Source organism: Dysgonomonas sp. Marseille-P4361 (assembly GCF_900343125.1).
GTDB lineage: Bacteria > Bacteroidota > Bacteroidia > Bacteroidales > Dysgonomonadaceae > Dysgonomonas.
Genome location: NZ_OPYL01000009.1, coordinates 63030 through 85012, shown reverse-complemented (window position 1 = coordinate 85012; position 21983 = coordinate 63030). Strand labels below are relative to the sequence as shown.

General features: G+C 34.8%; 17 protein-coding genes. 15 read left to right on the top strand and 2 right to left on the bottom strand.

All coding sequences use genetic code 11. From position 1 onward, the window contains the following. Nucleotides 1–107 precede the first annotated feature (107 nt). Nucleotides 108–1721: a RagB/SusD family nutrient uptake outer membrane protein gene (locus tag DHU68_RS13345; protein ID WP_108823500.1), complete on the bottom strand. Its 1614-nt coding sequence runs from the start codon at nucleotides 1719–1721 to the stop codon at nucleotides 108–110. Between the two features lie 24 nt (nucleotides 1722–1745). Beyond that, nucleotides 1746–4844, bottom strand: coding sequence for a TonB-dependent receptor (locus tag DHU68_RS13340; RefSeq protein ID WP_255412512.1), 3099 nt, complete (start codon nucleotides 4842–4844; stop codon nucleotides 1746–1748). A gap of 515 nt (nucleotides 4845–5359) precedes the next feature. Here DHU68_RS13340 and DHU68_RS13335 point away from each other — a divergent pair. The 15 genes from DHU68_RS13335 (at nucleotide 5360) to DHU68_RS13265 (ending at nucleotide 21913) form a co-directional block, all read left to right on the top strand. Further along, the gene (locus tag DHU68_RS13335; protein WP_108823499.1) at nucleotides 5360–6412 is read left to right on the top strand and encodes a LacI family DNA-binding transcriptional regulator; all 1053 of its coding nucleotides are present in this window, start codon (nucleotides 5360–5362) and stop codon (nucleotides 6410–6412) included. A 122-nt stretch (nucleotides 6413–6534) separates the two neighbouring features. After that, entirely contained in the window at nucleotides 6535–7347 is an 813-nt protein-coding gene (locus DHU68_RS13330; RefSeq protein WP_108823498.1) for an SDR family oxidoreductase, read from the top strand. Nucleotides 7348–7371: 24 nt separating this feature from the next. Next, complete coding sequence (gene uxuA, locus DHU68_RS13325) at nucleotides 7372–8544, top strand: mannonate dehydratase (protein ID WP_108823497.1); 1173 nt, start codon at nucleotides 7372–7374, stop codon at nucleotides 8542–8544. 8 nt (nucleotides 8545–8552) lie between these two features. Then, nucleotides 8553–9959, top strand: a complete 1407-nt coding sequence (gene uxaC, locus DHU68_RS13320) for a glucuronate isomerase (RefSeq protein WP_108823496.1) — start codon at nucleotides 8553–8555, stop codon at nucleotides 9957–9959. Nucleotides 9960–9983: 24 nt separating this feature from the next. Further along, on the top strand, nucleotides 9984–11021 hold the full coding sequence (locus tag DHU68_RS13315) for a sugar kinase (protein WP_108823495.1): 1038 nt from the start codon (nucleotides 9984–9986) through the stop codon (nucleotides 11019–11021). Nucleotides 11022–11043: 22 nt separating this feature from the next. Further along, nucleotides 11044–11715 (top strand): bifunctional 4-hydroxy-2-oxoglutarate aldolase/2-dehydro-3-deoxy-phosphogluconate aldolase, encoded by a 672-nt coding sequence (locus DHU68_RS13310; protein WP_108823530.1) that lies wholly within the window; start codon nucleotides 11044–11046, stop codon nucleotides 11713–11715. A gap of 17 nt (nucleotides 11716–11732) precedes the next feature. Then, a complete protein-coding gene (locus DHU68_RS13305; RefSeq protein WP_108823494.1) occupies nucleotides 11733–13160 on the top strand; it encodes an MFS transporter in 1428 nt (475 codons plus the stop codon). Between the two features lie 96 nt (nucleotides 13161–13256). After that, nucleotides 13257–14672 (top strand): Gfo/Idh/MocA family oxidoreductase, encoded by a 1416-nt coding sequence (locus DHU68_RS13300; protein WP_108823493.1) that lies wholly within the window; start codon nucleotides 13257–13259, stop codon nucleotides 14670–14672. A 384-nt stretch (nucleotides 14673–15056) separates the two neighbouring features. After that, complete coding sequence (locus DHU68_RS13295) at nucleotides 15057–15620, top strand: outer membrane beta-barrel protein (RefSeq protein ID WP_108823492.1); 564 nt, start codon at nucleotides 15057–15059, stop codon at nucleotides 15618–15620. Between the two features lie 116 nt (nucleotides 15621–15736). Then, nucleotides 15737–16639 (top strand): SMP-30/gluconolactonase/LRE family protein, encoded by a 903-nt coding sequence (locus DHU68_RS13290; protein WP_108823491.1) that lies wholly within the window; start codon nucleotides 15737–15739, stop codon nucleotides 16637–16639. Nucleotides 16640–16718: 79 nt separating this feature from the next. Further along, nucleotides 16719–16976, top strand: coding sequence for a membrane lipoprotein lipid attachment site-containing protein (locus DHU68_RS13285; RefSeq protein WP_108823490.1), 258 nt, complete (start codon nucleotides 16719–16721; stop codon nucleotides 16974–16976). 144 nt (nucleotides 16977–17120) lie between these two features. Further along, the gene (locus DHU68_RS13280) at nucleotides 17121–19277 is read left to right on the top strand and encodes a S9 family peptidase (protein ID WP_108823489.1); all 2157 of its coding nucleotides are present in this window, start codon (nucleotides 17121–17123) and stop codon (nucleotides 19275–19277) included. Between the two features lie 353 nt (nucleotides 19278–19630). Beyond that, nucleotides 19631–20374, top strand: coding sequence for an MlaE family ABC transporter permease (locus DHU68_RS13275; protein ID WP_369831346.1), 744 nt, complete (start codon nucleotides 19631–19633; stop codon nucleotides 20372–20374). After that, nucleotides 20371–21144, top strand: a complete 774-nt coding sequence (locus tag DHU68_RS13270; protein WP_108823487.1) for an ABC transporter ATP-binding protein — start codon at nucleotides 20371–20373, stop codon at nucleotides 21142–21144. The genes DHU68_RS13275 and DHU68_RS13270 overlap by 4 nt, the downstream gene beginning before the upstream one ends. 4 nt (nucleotides 21145–21148) lie before the next feature. Then, nucleotides 21149–21913 carry an exodeoxyribonuclease III gene (locus DHU68_RS13265; protein ID WP_108823486.1) on the top strand — a complete coding sequence of 255 codons (765 nt, stop codon included), beginning with the start codon at nucleotides 21149–21151 and terminating at the stop codon, nucleotides 21911–21913. Nucleotides 21914–21983: the final 70 nt, after the last annotated feature.

Genomic DNA, 21983 nt, shown 5'->3' with positions numbered 1-21983 from the left:
AAAAGTACAATTGTATGAAGTAAATATGTATTAAAGGAGTATATCTATTCTTCTAAACAGGAATGAAACCTACTTTTATTCTGTAATTACCATCCTGTATTCTGTAATTACCATCCTGTATTTTGTTGACCAGCCAATGTAGGGTTGCGAATCAGGTCGTTTAGAGGAATTGGCCACAAGAAGCGCTTATCTGTATATGGAATAAATTGGCGACTTGCAGAGAACCATTCTTTCTTAACTTCACCTCCAATAACAAAAGCTTCTTCTTCGGATGCTGTTGCATAATCGATTTTAGCTGGAATTCCTTTTGACGGAGATATATCATCATTAGCTAAACGGTGGATATCCTCCCAACGACGACCTTCTCCATGGAATTCGATACGCCTTTCCCATAAGATAGCATCTAATAATGCTTTTTTACTTGCAAAATCACTTTGTTTATATGCTTGAGTTTCTGGTTTGGCAAGTGAACGATTTCTTACCGCATTAAGTAGCTCTATAGCCAATGCATCATCTCCACCTTTTCGTAGAACTGCTTCAGAGTAATTTAATAAAACTTCAGCATAACGAATAATAGGAGCATATTCTTCCCTTGTCATAGGATTTTGATATTTATCACAGAAGTAATAATTATATGCAGAACTGTATAGCAATAACTCCCTGCGTTTGTCATCTTCTAGCCAATAAGAAGAGTTGTATAGTGTAGGTGACGATGTTACGATTGCACGTCCACCATCTCTACAAGACATCATTGCAGCCATAGCTCCATTTACACTAGCTTCGTCATCCACATTGTTTTCCACAGAGAAAATTGACTCTGTATTACTACTGTAAGATAAAAAAGGAGTGCTAGGAACTGTTTCTAATTTATATCCGCCTATTGCACTTTCGAATGGAGCTTTTGTTCCCGAAACAAGCTTTTTTGCTTCTTTTATTACATTATCCCAATCACGTTTATGTAGATAAACGCGTGTTTTAAGAGCAATTACAGAACCTTTAGAGACCCTTGTAATTCCATTTACCGAGTGTTTTGAGTCACTAGAGAATGAACTCTCTGCTTCATCCAAATCTTTAAGAATTTGAGTATAAGTTTCGCTAACAGAAGAGCGACCTACTTTCAAAGCCTCTTCTATTTCGTCAGGTTGACCTATTGCTGTTAGATACAAAGGAAGTCCATAATCATTGTTTCCTTCAACATTTACAGGATATGCGAAGTGAATCATCAATGCATGATAAGTTAAAGCACGAAGAAACAATAGCTCTCCTTTATATGCTTTCCCTTCTTCTTCTGTTAATATTTGATTTTCTACAGCTCCATTTATTCCTTTTAGTACAGTATTGATACGATTAATTGCTTCGAACGAAGTCTCCCAGAAAAAACGATTATTTGCTGTTGAAGTAGTATATGTAGAAGAATAAGTGACATCATAGAATACTGCTGTCAGATTCATATCTTCACCTCTCATTTCTCCTTGTATGATACTTGCTGCACCAAATGGATATCCTCTTGAATAGGAGTCGTTATATAATCCACATTGTATTGCATCATATGCGCCGATTACAGAAAGTTCACAGCGTTCAGGGCTAGAATATGCAGTCTCATCAGATAATCGGTCAACTGGAGACAGATCTATAACATCATTCTCACATGATGTGAAAGATAAAGCCATGATTACTGATAACAGTCTTGTTGCTAATTGTTTATATTTTTTTTGTAACATAATAGATTCTTGTTTAAACTAAAATTAGAAAGTGATATTTGCACCCAAGCTAAGAATTCTTTGTTGAGGCATTCCGTCCCAATCTACACCTTGGCGTGTAATTGTTTCCGGATCAAGTCCAGAATAACCAGTTATTGTAAACAGGTTTTGAGCTTGCATGTATACTCGTATTTTTGTTATATCCAATTTCGATACTAAACTTTTTGGGAAAGTATAACCTAATGATAGATTTGCTAGCTTCAAGTAATCTGCATTTTCTACGAATCTAGAATCTGAAGAGCCAGAATTAAATAATACTTGAGAATCTCCATATCCAATTTTAGGAACTATACCATCTCCAGGGTTAGCTTCACTTTGCCATCTTCCAAGAATTAATTTACCGTTGTTAGAGAAGTCCATATTCAATAAAGATTCTTGAGCTGTAGCATTTACTATTTTATTACCTCCAGAAAAACGGAAAAATACATTTAAGTCGAAATCTTTATAAGTAAATGTATTATTGAAACCTCCATACCATTTAGGTAAAGATGATCCTAATATTTTACGGTCTTTATTTGCCGAAAGAGAAGAAGCTTGTGATACATCCGAAGGGTTTTGAGGATCATACACTTTATAATCATAGTCGCCAAAAGTATCAAACTGAACTAGTGAACCATCACCTTTTACCCAAATAGGATTCCCATTAGCTTTGTTTACTCCATAAAATTCATAACCATAAATAGATCCGAAAGATTCACCTTCTTGTATAATCGTATATGCATTAACAATAGGTTCGTTGTTTACAAGTTCTACTACCTTATTTGATATTGTAGTAAAGTTTACATCAGCTTTCCAGTTAAAGTCTCCTTCTATAATAGTACCACCAAGAGTTATTTCAAAACCTGTATTTTTGATTTTACCTCTATTGGCATAATAACTATTTCCTGGGATTCCTAAAGTTGGTGCTGTAGGCACTTCCATCACAAGGTCTTTTGTATTTTTATTGAAGTATGCAAATTCAAAAGATAAGCGTCCGTTTAGTAGACTACCATCCAATCCTAAATCGTAAGTTGTAGTTGATTCCCATTTCAATGTATTATTTCCCATATTACTCCAAGCAATAGCAGTCTGCGAGCCATAGCGCTTAGCTGAATATGTTCCCAGATAAGGGAAGTTACTACCAAGATCCGAGTTACCTATAGTAGCCATACTAGCGCGTAAGCGTAAATCTTCGAACCAGTTATTTAGTGATGAATTAGTCCAGACACTTTCTCTTGACATACGCCATGCTAAAGATCCTCCATAGAATGTTCCCCAACGAGTATCTTTAGGTAATTTAGATAAACCGTCTCTACGTACCGATCCACCTACATAATATTTACTATCATAGTTGTAGTTTGCACGGAATAGGTAAGAAGCTAAGCCATGAAAAGTTTTACCTCCAGACACACCTTTTTCGGCAAATGTTCCAGATATGATATGATCTGAAAAGAAATTATCTGATAGTTGAGAAATATCAGCTGTTAAGTATTCATAATCTGTATGAGTATACTCCTGAACAGCAGTTAAACCTAGATTATGTAAATTATTAAAGCTACGGTTATATGATAATATATTTTGCCAGTTCCAATTATAGAATGTAGCTCTATTATCAATCATAAGACCTCCATATCCGTAACCGTCACCCGATTCACTATTCCATCTTGTAAAATCGTTTAGTGCAGTATAGTCAATCCCTGCTTGTGTACGGAAGTTTAAACCTTTAGCTAGTGTTACATCTGCAAAACCACCTCCTGTCACGTGAATACTTTGAGAGCGATTTGAATTGTTGTCTAATGCCCACACAATATTTTGAATACCATTATCGATGTATTTTTTATTAGAACCACGTCCTAAAGCCTTTCTGTTCGCTGAATCAATATTATAACCTGTTGCGTCATCCGGATTATATACAGAAACATTAGGGAGCATACGTACACTTGCAAAACCAACACTACCTATAGAGTTTTCCTCATTCATTACACCCTCTAATGCTGATTTTGAAGCACTCAAGTTAACTCCTATCTTTAGCCATTTATTAGCTGTTTGGGTTAGTTTTGCTGTCGCAGAATAGCGTTCTTGCTCATTTGCTCTGATAATACCATTTTGATCGGTATAACCAAGTGAAACATAATATTGGCTTTTGTCCGTTCCTCCACTTGCTGCTAAAGTATGTGTTTGTTGAAAACCTGTACGGAAAATATAATCATTCCAATTTGTATCTATCCCGTCCGGATCTAATACAGCTGGACCTTCAGATCCCCAGTTTATGTATTTTTCATTTGCTATTTCAACGAATTCACTTGCATTTAGTAAATCATGAAGTTTTATTGCACTAGCCCAGCTAGTTTGAATATCATATGTTATTCTTGTTTTTGACTTTCCTCCTGATTTTGTTGTGATCAAAACTACACCATTTGCAGCTCTTGATCCGTAAATAGCAGTTGCAGCTCCATCTTTCAAAACTTCGTAAGATTCAATATCATTGGGATTAATTTCAGCTAGTGGGTTATATCTACCATATACTTCCTGAACTTGACCAGAAGTTACAGGAACTCCATCAACTACTACCAAGGGCTGACTTCCTGATGAAATTGTACTAAAACCTCGAATATTAAAAGTTGGGGCTTGTCCTAGCATTCCATTTGGAGTTGTAACTTGTACCCCTGCAGCACGACCAGCTAATTGAGATTCGAAAGATGGTGTAGCTAAATTACTTATATCATCTCCACTTACCCTAGAAATTGCACTAGTTACATCTTTCTTTTTTTGAGTTCCATATCCGACAACAACAACCTCTTCTAATAACTTTTCGTCACTTTCCATTACCACTTTCATCCCTTGTGTAGGTTTTACTTCGATGGATTTCATTCCAACTAAATAAAATACAAGTGGATTATTATTCCCTTCGGGAATATTAATCGAAAAATTTCCATCTAAATCGGTTATTGTTCCAATAGTTGTCCCTTTTATGACAACAGAAGCACTAATGACAGGTTCGTTATTATTATCAACCACAGTCCCCGCTATTTTGGTTGTCTGTGCCATGATACATCCTATACTAAACAGTAAAAAGGATAGAACCAATAACATTTTTTTGTTCATCTTACAACACTCTTTTTTAATTAATATTACATCTATAAGAATATTGCTATAATATTAATCTTTGTAATATACAAACATTAATCCTGCGTTTATGTTAGGGTGTCTATTGAATTAGTGTCGTTTTGATTCAGAATGAATGATTGTTATATCATTCGGATTAATAAAAGCAATTATATAACGCAAAGATATATTAATAAGATTGTAAATTGCCATAATAACATAAAAAAAATAAAATAAAATCAAAATGATATATTTTAGACTATTTATGTCTTCTAGTGATACTGTTTATACTTAAATATCATATGTGGAACCGATCTATTCAGATATTTTATTATTTACTTTTTTTACACAGCTAGTAAAATGTATTTTAACAATAAGATTTAATAGAATAATATTGAAATTTTATATGACTTTATCCAAATTATAGTTTATTTTTGTTAAATATTGAAACATAAAAGAGGATAATAAAAAAGTATCTCTTTACAATTTACATAATAGCCTGTTAGATAATAAGTATGAAAAAGAAGAATTTGCGAATAGTGGATATAGCCAAAATGGCAAACGTTTCAGCAGGAACAGTAGATAGAGTTATACATAACAGAGGCTTAGTATCTGAAGAGAAACGCAAATTGATAGAAAAAATACTTAAAGAACATGATTATAAGCCCAATATTGTAGCCAGCTTTCTTGCTTCAAAAAAGCATTTTAAATTTGCGATGGTTATCCCTAAATTTAACATTGGAGAATATTGGAGTTTGGTTCAATCTGGATCAAACAAGGCGGAGAATGAATTAAGCGACTTTAACGTCAGTGTTGATTATTTATACTTCGATCAGTTTAGTGAAGAATCCTTTGATAACTTAGTTCCACAAATTATAGAAAACGCATATGACGGAGTTGTTATAGCTACCCTTCATCGCGAAAAAGTCATAGAATTATCTAAGGCTTTGGATGAGATCGAAACTCCTTATGTTTTTATAGATTCTAATATTCCTGGATGTAATAATTTATCTTATTTTGGTATAGATTCGTATGCTAGTGGTGCTATTGCGGCAAAATTAATGTTGAGCATAATAAGTAATAATGACCGAATCATTATAGTTCATCCTATTTATAAGGATAATATCATCTCTACCCAGATTGAAAATAGAGAGTCAGGATTCACAGACTTTCTAAAACAAAACAAATTTAAAGGAGAGATTAAAAAGGTAGTATTCAAGCCATCTACCGATTGCATTGAAAAATTAAAGAACTCCATATTGGTAAAAAACAATACAGGAATAATCACTTTCAATTCTAGAATCTACGAAATTGTTAATGTCTTAAATAAAGGGGAAATAGATTTTTCAAAAGTATGTCTGATAGGTTACGATGCCATAGAACGAAATAGAGAGGCTCTTAAAAATAACACGTTGCAATATCTTATATCTCAGCGTTCTGCCCAACAAGGCTATGAGAGCATTAAATCGTTAAGCAATCATATTATTTTTGGGCATAAAATAGATAAAGAAAATTTTATGTCTATAGATATTCTAATAAAAGAAAACATAGATTACTACCAAAACTAAATTAAGATACTTGGGTTTTATTTTTTAGTATAAATTTCTCTTTATTTCTTTGATTTGTTACACTTTATTACTTCCTTTGTAAATATATGTGTTCGCACACACTCTAATTCTTATCATACCTTATGGAAAACATATTTTGTATAAAAGATAAAGTTATTCTTATTACTGGCGGTTATGGTGTATTAGGTAAAAGTATTTCTAAATACTTAGCTAATCAGGGAGCTATTGTCATTATCCTAGGGAGGAACAAAAGTAAAGGTGAAGCCTTGGTCAAAGAGATAAATGATTCTGGAGATAAAGCTTATTTTCTTGAGTCGGATGTTATGAATGAGAAAAAACTAATACAAAATAGAGAGCAAATAGTAAAAGAGCACGGAAAAATCGATGTTCTAATAAATGCTGCTGGTGGCAATATGCCTGGAGCTACAATTTCTCCCGAAAATAATATTTTTGATTTACAACTAAAAGATTTTAAGTCTGTAGTCGATCTAAATCTATTTGGAACAGCATTGCCCACTTCTGTTTTCCTCGAAGCTATGCTAGAATCTGGAGGAGGCAATATTATAAATTTCTCATCAATGTCAGCTCTTCGTCCATTGACACGTGTTGTCGGTTATGGTGCAGCAAAAGCCGCCGTGTTGAACTACACAAAATATATGGCTGGAGAATTAGCAATTAAATTTGGAGAAAAGTTCAGGATAAATGCCTTAGCTCCAGGATTTTTCTTGACAGAACAAAATAGATCATTATTAACAAGTACGGATGGATCTTATACTGATAGAGGAAAAACTATTATAGCTCATACTCCCTTCAAACGCTTTGGAAAGCCAGAGGAATTACATGGAGCTGTTCATTACTTAGCTAGTGATGCTTCAAAATTTGTAACCGGAACCGTTTTAGTTGTTGATGGCGGATTTGATTCTTTCTCTATTTAATTAATAAAGATAAAAAATACACTCATGATATTATCAGAACAGACATGGCGATGGTATGGACCCAATGATCCCGTATCTCTTATGGATATAAAACAAGCAGGAGCTACTGGTATCGTAACAGCTCTTCATCATATAAAAAATGGAGATGTTTGGTCAATAGACGAGATTAATAGGCGAGAAGAAATTATTGAGAAGCTAGGATTAACATGGTCTGTAGTAGAAAGTATACCTGTACATGAACATATAAAAACGCAAGAAGGAGAATACAAAAAATATATTGAGAATTATAAACGAAGTATCCGGAACTTAGCTCAATGCGGTATCTATATTGTTACATATAACTTTATGCCTGTATTGGACTGGACTCGTACAGATCTTGCTTATACCATGCCTGATGGTTCAAAAGCTCTTCGGTTCGATAAAGATGCATTTATGGCATTTGATCTATTCATCTTAAATCGAGATAAAGCTCAAGATGAATATTCTGAGGAAGAGATAGATCGTGCTAAAAAATATTATGATAAGATGGCTTCTGACGAAAAGAAACTTCTTATAAGAAATATCATTGCAGGATTACCTGGCGCTGAAGAGAGTTTTACTCTCGATGAATTTAAACATCAGTTGGATAGATATAAATATATCGATGAAGAAAAACTTAGGACTAATCTCATCAGCTTTTTAGAAGAGATAGCTCCCGTAGCAGATGAAGTAGGAGTGAAGTTAGCTATACATCCGGACGATCCTCCTTTTTCTATATTTGGATTACCTAGAATATTAAAGACAAAATCAGACTTTGACAAGTTAGTAAAAGCTGTCCCTAATAACTCTAATGGCTTGTGTTTCTGTACTGGTTCATTTGGAGTCAGAGCAGACAATAATCTTTCCGAAATGATGACTCAACTTGGCGACAGGATAAATTTTGTACACTTACGTTCTACTCAGCGTGATGAGTGGGGCAATTTTTATGAAGCAAATCATCTAGAAGGTGATGTTGATATGTATAATGTAATGAAGAGTTATCTTGAAGTTCAGAATAGAAGAGGCATATCCATTCCTTTTCGTCCAGACCATGGGCATCAAATGCTTGATGATTTGAGTAAACAAACAAATCCTGGATATTCCGCAATTGGAAGGCTACGAGGCTTAGCCGAATTACGAGGCTTAGAATTAGGAATTGCAAGAACACTCTATAAATAAAATAGTTGATGAAGAATTTTTTGGATGATAATTTTGTGTTAGAAACAGATACAGCCCAAGAGCTATATCATAAATATTCTAAGCACCTACCGATTATAGATTACCATTGTCATCTAGATCCTCAGATGATAGCCGATGATTATCAATTTAGTAACCTAGGCGAAATATGGCTCAGCGGAGATCACTATAAATGGCGTGCGATGCGTACAAATGGTATAGATGAGAAATATTGTACAGGAAAGGATACTTCCGATTGGGAGAAATTTGAAAAATGGGCTGAAACAGTTCCATATACAATGCGCAATCCTTTGTATCATTGGACTCATTTGGAATTAAAAACAGCTTTTGGTATAAATAAGATTTTAAAGCCTGAAACTGCTCGTGAAATATATGAAGAGTGTACAGCCAAACTTCAGACAAAAGAATTTTCCGCTCGAAATTTAATGAGACATTATAATGTTGAAGTGGTATGTACGACTGATGATCCTACTGATTCTTTAGAATATCACTTAGCTTTGCAAAAAGAAGGCTTTGAGATAAAGGTGCTTCCTACTTGGCGCCCTGATAAAGTCATGGCTGTAGAGAATCCTAAAAGTTATAGGACCTATGTGGAAAGATTAGCTGAAGTTTCAGATGTTAATATTTCAAGTTTTTCTGATTTGATTTTAGCCTTGCGCAGTCGTCATGATTACTTTGCTAAAATGGGATGTAAATTATCAGACCATGGAATCGAAGAGTTTTATGCGGAAGATTATTCAAGTACTGAAATTGAAGCTATCTTTAATAAGGTATATGGTGGAAAAGATTTATCAAAAGAAGAAATATCTAAGTTTAAATCAGCAATTTTGTATGAAGGTGCAATAATGGACTGGGAGAAAGGATGGACTCAACAATTCCATTTCGGAGCCCTTCGTAATAACAATACTCGAAAATTTAGACAAATAGGGGTAGATACAGGATTTGACTCCATCGGAGATTCGATTGTTGCTCTTAATATGTCTCGATTCTTAGATAAGTTAGATGTAGACGATAAATTAGCAAAAACTATCATATACAATTTAAATCCAAAGGATAATGATCTTATTGCTTCTATGATTGGCAACTTTCAAGATGGGGTTATAGCGGGAAAAATACAATTTGGATCTGGTTGGTGGTTCCTTGACCAAAAAACTGGGATGGAAGCACAAATGAATTCATTATCGAATCTTGGACTGTTAAGTCGTTTTGTAGGGATGTTAACAGACTCTCGCAGTTTTCTGTCTTATCCCCGTCATGAATATTTCAGAAGAATTTTATGTAATCTCTTAGGGAATGATATTGAGAAAGGATTGTTACCTATTTCAGAAATTGAGTTTATAGGTAAAATTGTTGGAGATATATCATATTATAACGCTAAAAACTTTTTCAAATTTTAAAAGGCTTAGATCTTAAATCCACATATGAAGAAAGTAGTTTGTTTCGGAGAAATTATGTTGCGTTTAGCAACTCCAGATTATAATCGCTTTATACAATCCAATAGTTTAAATGCTACATTTGGAGGAGGAGAGGCGAACGTAGCTGTGTCATTGGCTAACTATGGTTTACCCACTGAATACCTGACTCGATTACCTGATAATGATATTGCTAATTGGTGTATTTCTGAACTGCGTAAATACAATGTAGGAGTAGAGCATATCATTCGAGGAGGGGATAGAATGGGTATTTACTTTTTAGAGACCGGAGCTGTAGCACGAGCATCGAAAGTAATATACGATCGTAAATATTCCTCTATTTCAGAAATCAAGCCTGGGATGATAGACTGGGAAGGAGTTTTTAAGGATGCTCAATGGTTTCATTGGACGGGTATCACTCCGGCAATTTCCTTCGGAGCCGCAGAAGCTTGTCTGGAAGCTATCAAAGTTGCGAACAAAATGGGCGTAACTGTTTCTACAGACTTAAATTTCCGAAAGAACTTATGGAAATATGGTAAAACAGCACAAGAGATCATGCCTTCGTTAGTAGAAGGTTGTGATATTATACTCGGAAATGAAGAAGACTTTGATAAAGTATTTGGAATAAAACCTGAAGGTTTTGATGTAACAGCAACAGAAGGAGATATTGATCCTCAAATATTCGAATCTGTCTGTATTAAAATGAAAGCAAAATTCCCCAGAGCAAAAAAAGTAATAATTACACTAAGAGGAGCGATCAATGCAAATCATAACACATGGGGAGGATGTCTTTATTCCGATAAGCTATATACATCTAAACGTTATGATATAACTCATATAGTGGATAGAGTAGGAGGAGGTGATTCTTTCATGGGAGGTTTGATATATGGATTAATATCACATCCTGATGATGACCAATATGCTCTCAATTTTGCAACAGCAGCCTCTTGTCTTAAACATACAATTTATGGCGATTTTAATTTAGTTTCTGTTTCTGAAGTCGAAACCCTAATAAAGGGTGATGGTTCGGGAAGAGTTTCTAGATAAATATCATTTAATAAAACTAATTATGGCTAGATTTAGTAGAATAGAAGTTTGCTCTAAAATGATAGAAACCGGAATTGTTCCTGTTTTTTATCACTCCGATATAGAAATCTCGAAACAAGTGATTAAAGCTTGCTATAAGGGAGGTATACGTGTATTCGAATTTACCAACAGAGGAGATTTTGCTCATGAAATTTTTGGGGAGTTAATCAAATGGAGTACAAAGGAATGCCCAAAAATGATTTTGGGGATTGGCTCCATTATTGATGCAGGCACAGCTTCTTTATTTATTCAACTTGGATCAAATTTCGTTGTTGGTCCTCTTCTGAATGCAGATGTAGCAAAAGTTTGTAATAGAAGACAAATTCCCTATATCCCAGGATGTGGTTCTGTGATCGAAATAGGGAATTCTCAGGAGCTTGGTGCTGAAGTTGTTAAAATATTTCCGGCAGGAAATGTTGGAGGACCTTCTTTTGTGAAAAATATTATGGCTCCTATGCCTTGGAGTCGAATTATGGCAACTGGTGCCGTTGAGCCTACAGAAGAAAATCTGAAAGGATGGTTTAGCTCAGGAGTTGCTTGTGTAGGAATGGGATCCAAGCTTTTCCCTAAAGAGATAATAGAAACACAAGATTGGGAATATATTACACAACTTTCGTCAAAAGCATTAGAAATAGTAAAAAACACAAGAAAATAACACCTTAAAATAGTTACATGAAGAACACTCTAAAAAAGGCTAATGAAACAATGACTAAGTACAGATGGACAGTATGTACGCTTTTGTTCTTTGCTACGACAATAAACTATATGGACAGGCAAATTATTGCCTTGTTAAAAACAGATTTAGCCCATGAATTTCATTGGACAGAATCTGACTTTGGATGGATAACAGGAGTATTCTCTTTAGTTTATGCTGTTAGTATGTTTTTTGTAGGAGGCTTTGTCGACAAAGTTGGAACTAAAAAAGGTTATATTTGGGCAATAACAATCTGGTCTTCAGGTGCATGTATACATGCAGTCTGCGGAATTTTCACAGAGTGGTACACCGGTATAGAAAATGCAGAAGGTTTAATAAATGCTTCTGGTGAAATAGTAAAAACGATTTCTTTAGTCAGTCTGATAGCCTTTATTTTTGCACGTATTATTTTAGCTGTAGGAGAAGCAGGCAATTTCCCATCAGCAGTAAAAGCCACAGCTGAATATTTCCCAAAAAAAGACAGAGCTTTTGCTACAGGGATTTTCAATTCAGGATCAAATGTAGGTGCTATTCTAGCTCCTCTTACAGTCCCGTTTATAGCTAGCAAATGGGGTTGGGAAATGGCATTTTTGATAGTAGGAGCTATTGGTTTCATCTGGTTGGCTTTTTGGTTGTATTTATACAAATCGCCAGAAAACAATACTAAGATGAATGATGCAGAAAGAGCATATATCAATCAGGATAATGAGGATACACAAGATAATACAAATAAAGAGTCCGTGAGTATCTTGTATTGTTTAAAATATAAACAATCATGGTCTGTTTTCTTAGGTAAATTCATTACCGATGGAGTATGGTGGTTCTTCTTATTTTGGACACCGGCCTACCTCTATGCAGAATACGGACTGGAAGGCACAGATATAGCCCTTCCATTAGGAGTTTTATATACTATTACTGTATTCGGATCTGTATTTGGAGGTAAGTTTCCTACATATTTTATAAATAAAGGAATGGAGCCCTATGATGGCCGTATGAAAGCAATGTTCTTTATTGCTTTGGTCCCTTTAGTTGTTTTATTAGCTCAACCTTTAGCTCATATCGAAGCTTTAGGCAATCATGGATACTGGATACCTGTTATTCTAATAGGAATAGGCTGTGCAGGACATCAAGCCTGGTCTGCTAACATCTATACAGCAGGGAGTGATATGTTCCCGAAAAAGGCTGTTGCCAGAATAACCGGTTTTACAGGACTTGCAGGAGGACTTAGTTCGTTCTTATTAATGACAGTAAGTGGCTATTTATTTGATTATGCTAAAGATAATTTTGAAGGAGGAATATCTACCGGATACTCTATTATTTTCGGCTATTGTGCTGTCGCATATATAATAGGATGGACAGTAATGAAAACTTTAGTTCCTCGATTCAAAAAACTTCCTGATTTATAATCGTTACTTGGAGCATAATTTCTATCTTGATAGAGTTTTATTCTATACATTTTTAATAAAAATAAAGCAAAACATATAACTATAAAATAAGATAAGATGGTATCACGGAGAAACTTTTTAAAGACAGCGGCTTTGGCATCAGCTGGAGCTGCAATGGGAACAGTTGATCTCAATGCAGCGAGTTATACTCGTGTAAAAGGAGCTAATGAAAAAGTAAATATAGCTTTCATTGGGATAGGTAATAGAGGTGAACAAATTATTGGCGATTTCGAGAAAACAAACATGATCAATGTTGTAGCTCTTTGCGATATTGATATGGGAGCTGATCATACTAAAAAAGTTATAGCTAAATACCCTAAGGCTAAACAGTTTCAAGATTTCAGAAAGATGTTCGACAAAATGGGGAAAGAAATTGAAGCTGTTGCTGTTGCAACACCTGACTTTGCCCATTTCCCAATCTGTATGATGGCCATAAAGAATGGTATACATGTATATGTGGAAAAACCTATGACAAGAACTTTTCTTGAAGCTGAAATATTGATGCAGGCAGCATTAAAGTATCCTAATGTCGTAACGCAAGTAGGGAATCAGGGACACTCGGATGCTAACTATTTCCAATTCAAAGCTTGGATGGATGCAGGTATTATAAAAGATATCCATACTGTACATGCGCATATGAACAATCCACGCAGATGGCACACTTGGGATCCGGGAATAAGAAAATTGCCTAGTCCAGAACCTATACCGTCTACATTAGACTGGGATTTATGGCATTGTGCTGTACCATATCGTGAGTATTCTAAATTATATCATTACGGAGAATGGCGTTCTTGGTACGGACTTGGAATGGGTGCATTAGGAGATTGGGGTGCTCATATATTAGATACTGTACATGAATTCTTGGAACTAGGATTACCTTATGAGATTAATCCTGCTAGATTAGATCAGCATAACGATTTCTTCTTCCCTATGGCTTCTACTATCGAATTTAAATTTGGACCAAGAAAGGGTATGCCTCCTGTAGATGTAGTATGGTATGATGGAATTAATAACTTACCTCCAATTCCTGATGGATACGGAAAATCTCAATTGGCAGCCGATATTCCTGCATCAGGAGCAGGTGAGATAAAACCTACCCAATTAAATCCAGGTAAGATCATCTATGGCAAAGATCTAACATTTAAGGGAGGTTCGCATGGTAGTACTCTAAGTATTATTCCCGAATCGAAAGCAAAAGAAATGGAGAAAATGTTGCCTGAAGTACCTAAGAGTCCATCAAATCATTTCGAAAACTTCTTACTTGCATGCCAAGGTAAAGAAAAGACAAGATCTCCATTTGAAATAAACGGAGTGCTTAGCCAAGTATTCTGTTTAGGTGTATTAGCTCAGAGAATAAACAAAAAATTATATTTTGATCCGGTAAGCAAACAAATCACCAACGATAAGTTTGCAAACTCTCTGTTAACAGATGTACCTCCTCGTCAAGGATGGGATGATTTTTATAAAATATAGTTAGCTATAAATAAGACATGGATAGTTTCTGCTTTATTGCATTGATCGATGTTATATATCGATACTTATAAAAGCTTTAAGAATGCCCAATTATAATACAATCGGAATAATATAAGATGAGATATCTTATGTCTGATTATCTTAATCGCTGGTGGTAAAGCAGAACTATTCTATGATTTATTATATTGAATACCTCAGTATTTTACTTGAAAATTCTTCTTTTAACCTTTCAAGCATACCTCTTCATAGAGTATAGATATATCATTAATTTTTGATATATTAAGTTAGTATTCATCTATAATACCTATATCTTTAATTTTTTACTAAAAAAACGTTAACTTTATAGGACACAAATAATAGAGTATTAACTAAATTTTACGACCTATGAAAAAATTACTACTCATTGGTGCATTTATTTTTGCATGTTTATCTGTAAGTGCTCAGGATGGATTGAAAGGAACCTGGTTTGCTGGAGGTGCATTTAACTTTCAAAGTTTAGATGATGACGCCGGTGATAATTATTCAGTTACTCCTTTACTTGGAAAATTTGTTTCTCCATCTGTTGCAATTGGAGGAGCAGTAGGCTATACCCATACTAAAGCAGGGGAAGCAAAAACTAATACAATTTCAGTAATGCCATTGGCTAGAAAGTATTGGAATATCTCTGGTAAGCTATATTTCTTTGGTCAGGCAGCATTACCTATCGGCATTACTAATGTAAAAGATGTTGGTGATGGATTTGATATAGGAGTGACACTTTCTCCTGGATTTGACCTCATTGTAACAGATTGGCTAACCGTTGAGGCTTCTTATACATTAGCTTCTGCTGGTTATTCAAAATTAAGTCCAGACCAAGGAGATTCTTCTAGCTCTTGGAATATAAATGGGAATGGCATCAATGGTGCTGAATTTGGTAAATTAACTGTTGGAGTTAAATTTTTATTTTAGAAATAGACGATTTAAATGAATTACAGAAAAGGAAGCAGAAGTGCTTCCTTTTTGTAGTTTATATTATATTTATAACTAAATTAAAGACCTATTTTATAATTAATTTAGTCATCATTATGAATAATATAGTTAAGGTGTTTTTTAGTATATCTATATTCTGTGTATTGGCAGGTTGTGCTACACAAAAGAAAGTCTTAGTTGCCAAAGATGCAATAGTAGAAAAACTTGCAGACGGATTTAGCTTTACAGAAGGACCTGCAGTAGATAAAGAAGGTAATATATTCTTTACAGATCAGCCCAATAATCAAATTTTAAAATGGTCTGTAGACGATAAACTAAGTGTATTCTCCGAAAGTAGTGGAAGAGCTAACGGCTTGTATTTCGATCGAAAAAGAAATCTTCTATCTTGCTCTGATGCCGAGAACGAAATATGGAGTTTCGATAAAAAGGCAAATCACACAGTCCTGATTAGTGATTTCAGAGGCAATAAATTAAATGGGCCCAATGATTTGTGGGTACACCCTAATGGCAATATTTATTTTACAGATCCGTTATATGCAAGAGATTATTGGACCAGAGCTCCTAAGATGCAACAAGATGGAGAGAATGTATATTGTGTGTTAATGAGTGAGGAAGCCTCCGTTATTGAGGTTGTTACAGATTTAGAAAAACCTAATGGTATAGTTGGATCACCTGATGGGAAGCATCTTTATATAGCAGATATAAAAGCTAACAAAACTTATATTTACGATATTCAGAAGGATGGTACTTTAAAAAACAAAAAACTTTTCGCACCTTTGGGCTCTGATGGAATGACTATAGACTCGGAAAGGAATGTATACTTAACAGGTAAAGGTGTTACTGTTTTTAATTCATCAGGAACGCAAGTTTATCATATTCCTATCGATGAAAATTGGACTTCAAATGTCTGTTTTGGAGGGAAAAATATGAATGAGTTATTTATTACAGCATCAAAAGGTCTATATAGATTGAGAATGAATGTAAAAGGAGTTAGATAAATAAGAATAAATGATATATCCAGTCACGAACTTTATACTATAAACAACTGTTTATTAATAAAACTAAAGAATAAATGTTATGAGAAAATTATTTTTTGCACTATTTACTGCAGCCATGCTTACTGCTTGTGGAACAGCTTATAATACACAATTGAAACAAGTTCAATTAGGAATGACTCCTGATCAAATCGTTGCTCTAATGGGTGACAAATACAATATCGTAAGTCAGGAAGATTATGACAACCAAACATTGGAATATGTAGATAAATATAAAAACCATTGGTTCTTCCAGTTTGTAGATGGTAGATTATACAAATGGTACAAAGAAAAAGAATAATCAAAAAATTATTTTTGAACTTAAGAGGGGAAAATTAATAAACAATTTTTCCCTCTTTTTTAATATTGCTATCAAAGCTTGTTATTTCACTTTTTTGAACTCTATAAAATAAGTATATTTGTTCCCAATAATAATAAAAGTGACATGAAGAACATCTTAAAATTACTTTTTATCGCATTTATACTTACATCAACAGTAAGTGCACAACAGTTGAATCTAAGAGATATAACCTCTGGAAAATATTACGCTTGGGGAGTTAACCCTGTCACATCATCGGCTGATGGAGAATCTTATTTTCAGGCAGATAAAAACTCTAAAAAAATCATTAAATATTCGTACAAGACGGGACTGCCTATCGACACGATATTTGATGTAGATAGAGCCAGAGAATGTAAAATAGAATCTTTTCAAGGCTTCCTGATTAGCCCAGATGAGAAAAGACTTGTAGTATATACCGACCACGAACCGATTTATAGACATTCTTTCAAAGCTAATTATTACTATTACGATGTTCGTCGCAACCTTCTTCGTAAGCTAACAGAAAACAAAGAGAAACAATCTATCCCAACATTCTCTCGTGATGGCCGTATGCTAGCATATGTTATCGACAATAATATATGGCTCGCTAAATTTGACTATGATACAGAATCTCAAATCACCAAAGACGGAGAAATAGGGAAGATCATCAACGGCGCAACAGACTGGGTGTACGAAGAAGAATTTGCAACAACTAGGCTGATGGATTTTTCTGCGGACAACAAACTTCTGGCATTTGTTCGATTCGACGAAACAGAGGTTCCCATGTATTCTATGCAAATGTACGGCAATCAACTATACCCTTATGCTCAGACATTCAAGTATCCGAAAGCAGGTGAAAAGAATTCAAAGGTAACTTGCAACGTTTTCGACATAGATGCAAAGACAATACGCACAATGAACATACCTGGAGATATGGAGTATATCCCTCGAATTGAATTCTTACCCACTGGTGATGAATTAGCAATCATGACTCTAAATAGAGATCAAAATAAGTTTGACATGTATTTAGCTAATGCACGATCATCCGTATGTCGTTCAATCTTGAGAGAGGAAAATCAACGCTATATAGATTCAGAGCTGATAAAATACATACAATTCTTCGACAATCAGTTTATATATGTTGGAGAGAAGAGTGGCTATACCCACATATACTTATACGATAAAACCGGAGTAATGCAGAAACAGCTTACAACCGGGAATTATGATGTTACCGAATTCCTAGCTATTGATCCTGCTACCAAAACTGTTTTTTATCAAGCAGCCGAAGATAGCCCTCTCCAAAGAGCAATTTATAAGGTAGATATGGTAAAAGGAATAAAAACCAAACTATCTACCAATGTTGGGACTAATAATGCTACATTCAGTAAAAATGGTAAATACTTTATTAATAGCTTCACTAATCTATCTACACCTAGATTAACCTCTGTGCATGATGCTACAGGTAAAACATTACGAGTATTAGAAGCAAATGAACAATTAAAGAGTACACTTGCTGGTCTAACTCTTCCTCAGAAAGAATTCATAACTGTAAAATCAGCTGATGGCAGAGACTTGAATGCTTTAATAATCAAACCTGCTAATTTTGACCCTTCTCGCAAGTATCCATTAGTTATGACTCAATATAGTGGTCCTGATTCTCAATCTGTAACTGATGCTTATAGTATGGACTGGACTGATTATTTGGCTAATCAGGGATTTATAGTTGCATCTGTTGATGGACGTGGAACCGGAGCGAGAGGCGAAGACTTCCGTAAATGTACTTATATGAATCTTGGCATATACGAATCTGATGACCAGGTTGCAGCTGCTAAATATTTTGCATCACTTCCATATATAGATGGCAGTAAAATAGGTATATGGGGATGGAGCTATGGTGGATACAATGTACTGATGAGTATGAGCAGAGGCAATGGAACATTCAGAGCCGGAGTTGCAATTGCACCAGTTACAGACTGGAGATATTATGACACGGTTTATACTGAACGCTTCATGAGAACCCCACAACAAAACATGACTGGTTACGATGCCGGATCACCGATTAAGTTAGCTAACAAGCTTGAAGGTAACCTGCTTTTAGTGCATGGCTCTGCCGATGACAATGTTCATTTTCAGAACACAATGGAGTATTCGTCAGCTCTTATAAATGCAAATAAGCAATTCGACATGTTTGTATTTACTGATAAAGATCACTCAATAAGAGGAGCTAATAATAGGGCCTATTTGTACGAAAAGGTGATCAAATTCTTTAAAGAAAAGATGTAAAATAGAATACGAAGATTAATTACAGGTCATTCAACTAATATATTGAATGACCTGTTTTTGTATGTTATCAATGCAAAAGGAGTTTTACATGCTAGGGTAAACGACATGTAATCAACTATTTAACAGTTCATTTTCTTTCAAAACATAATAAATTCAAGTTACTGTATATCAGTGTTTTATATTTTAAAACAATATAAAAATTATCATGATATTATTTAAAACCATGACACTTATTTTTATCCTATTTTAAGCTTTACCACATAGTAATTTTAAGGAGTGACCGAATGATTTACTAAAAAAATGTATCTTTGCCCTTATTTTATTGCAAATACACAAAATATAATCAATATATGTTGACTGCTTTATTAGATAAAATTGGACGATATGTTCTTCTAATGCAAAAGGTTTTCACCAAACCCCAGCGTTGGAATGTCTTCTTTCGCCAGTTTTTAGATGAAATGAGTAAACTAGGCGTTAATTCTATATGGATCGTCGTTATTATATCTTTCTTTATCGGAGCGGTAATTGTTGTTCAAATAAAACTGAATATCGATTCACCTTTCATGCCCCGGTACACAGTAGGATATGTATCTCGCGAGATTCTGATCTTAGAGTTCTCTTCTACCATAATGTGCTTAATACTAGCAGGGAAGGTTGGTTCTAATATTGCATCCGAAATCGGGACGATGCAAGTAACAGAACAAATCGATGCTTTAGAAATAATGGGAGTTAACTCGGCTAACTTCATTATTCTACCTAAGATATTCGCATTAATGGCATTTATCCCTGTGTTGGTTGTTCTAAGTATGTTTTTTGGTGTTGTTGGAGGATTTGCTGTTTGTATTATTGGACAAATTATGCCCGCCGATACTTTTCAATATGGTTTACAATCCTTTTTTAAGGAATTCTACATTTGGTATGCCATCGTCAAGACTATCATCTTTGCATTCATTATCTCTTCTGCAGCTTCTTTCTATGGCTATTCAGCTAGAGGAGGATCATTAGATGTAGGTAAGGCCAGTACCGATTCTGTTGTTATGAGCAGTATTCTGATTCTGGTTGCCGACTTATTACTCACTCAATTGATGATGTCATGATAGAAGTAAAGAATTTAACTAAATCATTCGATGGCAGAGTTGTATTGAATGACATAAACATAGTTTTCGAAGCAGGAAAGACAAATCTTATCATAGGGCGTAGTGGTTCCGGGAAAACCGTACTTCTTAAAAACCTTGTAGGCTTAATGCGCCCAACTAGCGGACAAATACTGTATGATGGGAGAGACTTCACCAGAATGAAAACTGATGAAGTAAAAGCTCTGCGAGAAGAAGTAGGAATGATTTTTCAAGGCTCAGCATTATTCGACTCGATGACAGTATTTGAGAATGTAAACTTCCCCCTTATGATGTTCTCTAAAATGTCTAAATCGGAACAAGCCAAACGTACTCAATTTTGTTTAGAGCGTGTAAATTTAGGAGATGCCGGTCATTTGTATCCATCCGAGATAAGTGGAGGAATGATGAAACGCGCAGCTATAGCCAGAGCCATATCATTGAATCCTAAATATTTATTTTGCGATGAACCAAACTCAGGTCTCGACCCTCAAACATCATTGGTTATAGACGACCTCATTCACGATATTACTAAAGAATATAACATGACTACTATTATCAATACTCACGACATGAACTCAGTGATGGGTATTGGAGATAAGATTAATTTTATCAAAGAGGGACACCTAGAATGGCAGGGCACAAGTAAAGATGTTATGTCTTCTACAAATGAAGATTTTAACGATTTTGTATTTGCTTCAGACCTGTTCAAAAAAGTGAAAGCTGCCGAAAACGAAGGAATCAAACTTACTTAAAAAAATGAAAATAATATCATATAATGTAAACGGCATACGTGCTGCAGTAAACAAAGGCCTGTACCAATGGATCGAACAAGAGTCTCCGGATATTCTATGTTTACAGGAAATAAAAGCCATGGAAGATCAGATCAATCTTCTTACAATTCAATCATTAGGCTACCATTATTACTTCCATTCCGCAGAGAAAAAAGGATATAGTGGGGTAGGGATCCTAACGAAACAGAAACCTGATTTTGTAAAGATTGGAATGGATAATCCAGTCTATGATAAAGAAGGTCGTGTATTACGTGCCGATTATGGAGATATGACCGTTATCTGTGTATATATTCCATCAGGAACGATGGGAGATATACGCCAAGATTTCAAAATGGAATTCTTAGCAGACTTCACCAATTTTATCAACGACCTCAGAAAAACGAGACCACAATTATTAATCTGCGGAGACTACAATATTTGTCACAAACCGATTGATATAAACCATCCTGAACGTCATACAAAAAGTTCTGGATTCTTGCCCGAAGAACGTCAGTGGTTCGATGAATTTATCGACAGTGGTATGATAGATACATTTAGGGTATATGACCAGAGTCCGGAGAAGTATAGTTGGTGGAGCTACAGAGCAGGCGCCAGAGGCAAAAACTTAGGATGGCGCATCGACTATCATATTATTACAGAAGAAGCAAAACACCGTCTTAAAGGTGCCAAAATTTTAAATGAGATTGATTTTTCGGATCATTGCCCGGTTGTTGTCGATCTCGATATATAAAACAAAACAAAAGAATCTAGATATAGATTTAATAAATAACTAATAGCTTGTGATAAACAAGCTATTTTCT

What these genes read in the sequence shown, in the direction of transcription:
- DHU68_RS13345 (WP_108823500.1), bottom strand. Translation starts at nt 1,721, where the DNA reads ATGTTACAAAAAAAATATAAACAATTAGCAACAAGACTGTTATCAGTA.
- DHU68_RS13340 (WP_255412512.1), bottom strand. Translation starts at nt 4,844, where the DNA reads ATGAACAAAAAAATGTTATTGGTTCTATCCTTTTTACTGTTTAGTATA.
- DHU68_RS13335 (WP_108823499.1), top strand. Translation starts at nt 5,360, where the DNA reads ATGAAAAAGAAGAATTTGCGAATAGTGGATATAGCCAAAATGGCAAAC.
- DHU68_RS13330 (WP_108823498.1), top strand. Translation starts at nt 6,535, where the DNA reads ATGGAAAACATATTTTGTATAAAAGATAAAGTTATTCTTATTACTGGC.
- uxuA (WP_108823497.1), top strand. Translation starts at nt 7,372, where the DNA reads ATGATATTATCAGAACAGACATGGCGATGGTATGGACCCAATGATCCC.
- uxaC (WP_108823496.1), top strand. Translation starts at nt 8,553, where the DNA reads ATGAAGAATTTTTTGGATGATAATTTTGTGTTAGAAACAGATACAGCC.
- DHU68_RS13315 (WP_108823495.1), top strand. Translation starts at nt 9,984, where the DNA reads ATGAAGAAAGTAGTTTGTTTCGGAGAAATTATGTTGCGTTTAGCAACT.
- DHU68_RS13310 (WP_108823530.1), top strand. Translation starts at nt 11,044, where the DNA reads ATGGCTAGATTTAGTAGAATAGAAGTTTGCTCTAAAATGATAGAAACC.
- DHU68_RS13305 (WP_108823494.1), top strand. Translation starts at nt 11,733, where the DNA reads ATGAAGAACACTCTAAAAAAGGCTAATGAAACAATGACTAAGTACAGA.
- DHU68_RS13300 (WP_108823493.1), top strand. Translation starts at nt 13,257, where the DNA reads ATGGTATCACGGAGAAACTTTTTAAAGACAGCGGCTTTGGCATCAGCT.
- DHU68_RS13295 (WP_108823492.1), top strand. Translation starts at nt 15,057, where the DNA reads ATGAAAAAATTACTACTCATTGGTGCATTTATTTTTGCATGTTTATCT.
- DHU68_RS13290 (WP_108823491.1), top strand. Translation starts at nt 15,737, where the DNA reads ATGAATAATATAGTTAAGGTGTTTTTTAGTATATCTATATTCTGTGTA.
- DHU68_RS13285 (WP_108823490.1), top strand. Translation starts at nt 16,719, where the DNA reads ATGAGAAAATTATTTTTTGCACTATTTACTGCAGCCATGCTTACTGCT.
- DHU68_RS13280 (WP_108823489.1), top strand. Translation starts at nt 17,121, where the DNA reads ATGAAGAACATCTTAAAATTACTTTTTATCGCATTTATACTTACATCA.
- DHU68_RS13270 (WP_108823487.1), top strand. Translation starts at nt 20,371, where the DNA reads ATGATAGAAGTAAAGAATTTAACTAAATCATTCGATGGCAGAGTTGTA.
- DHU68_RS13265 (WP_108823486.1), top strand. Translation starts at nt 21,149, where the DNA reads ATGAAAATAATATCATATAATGTAAACGGCATACGTGCTGCAGTAAAC.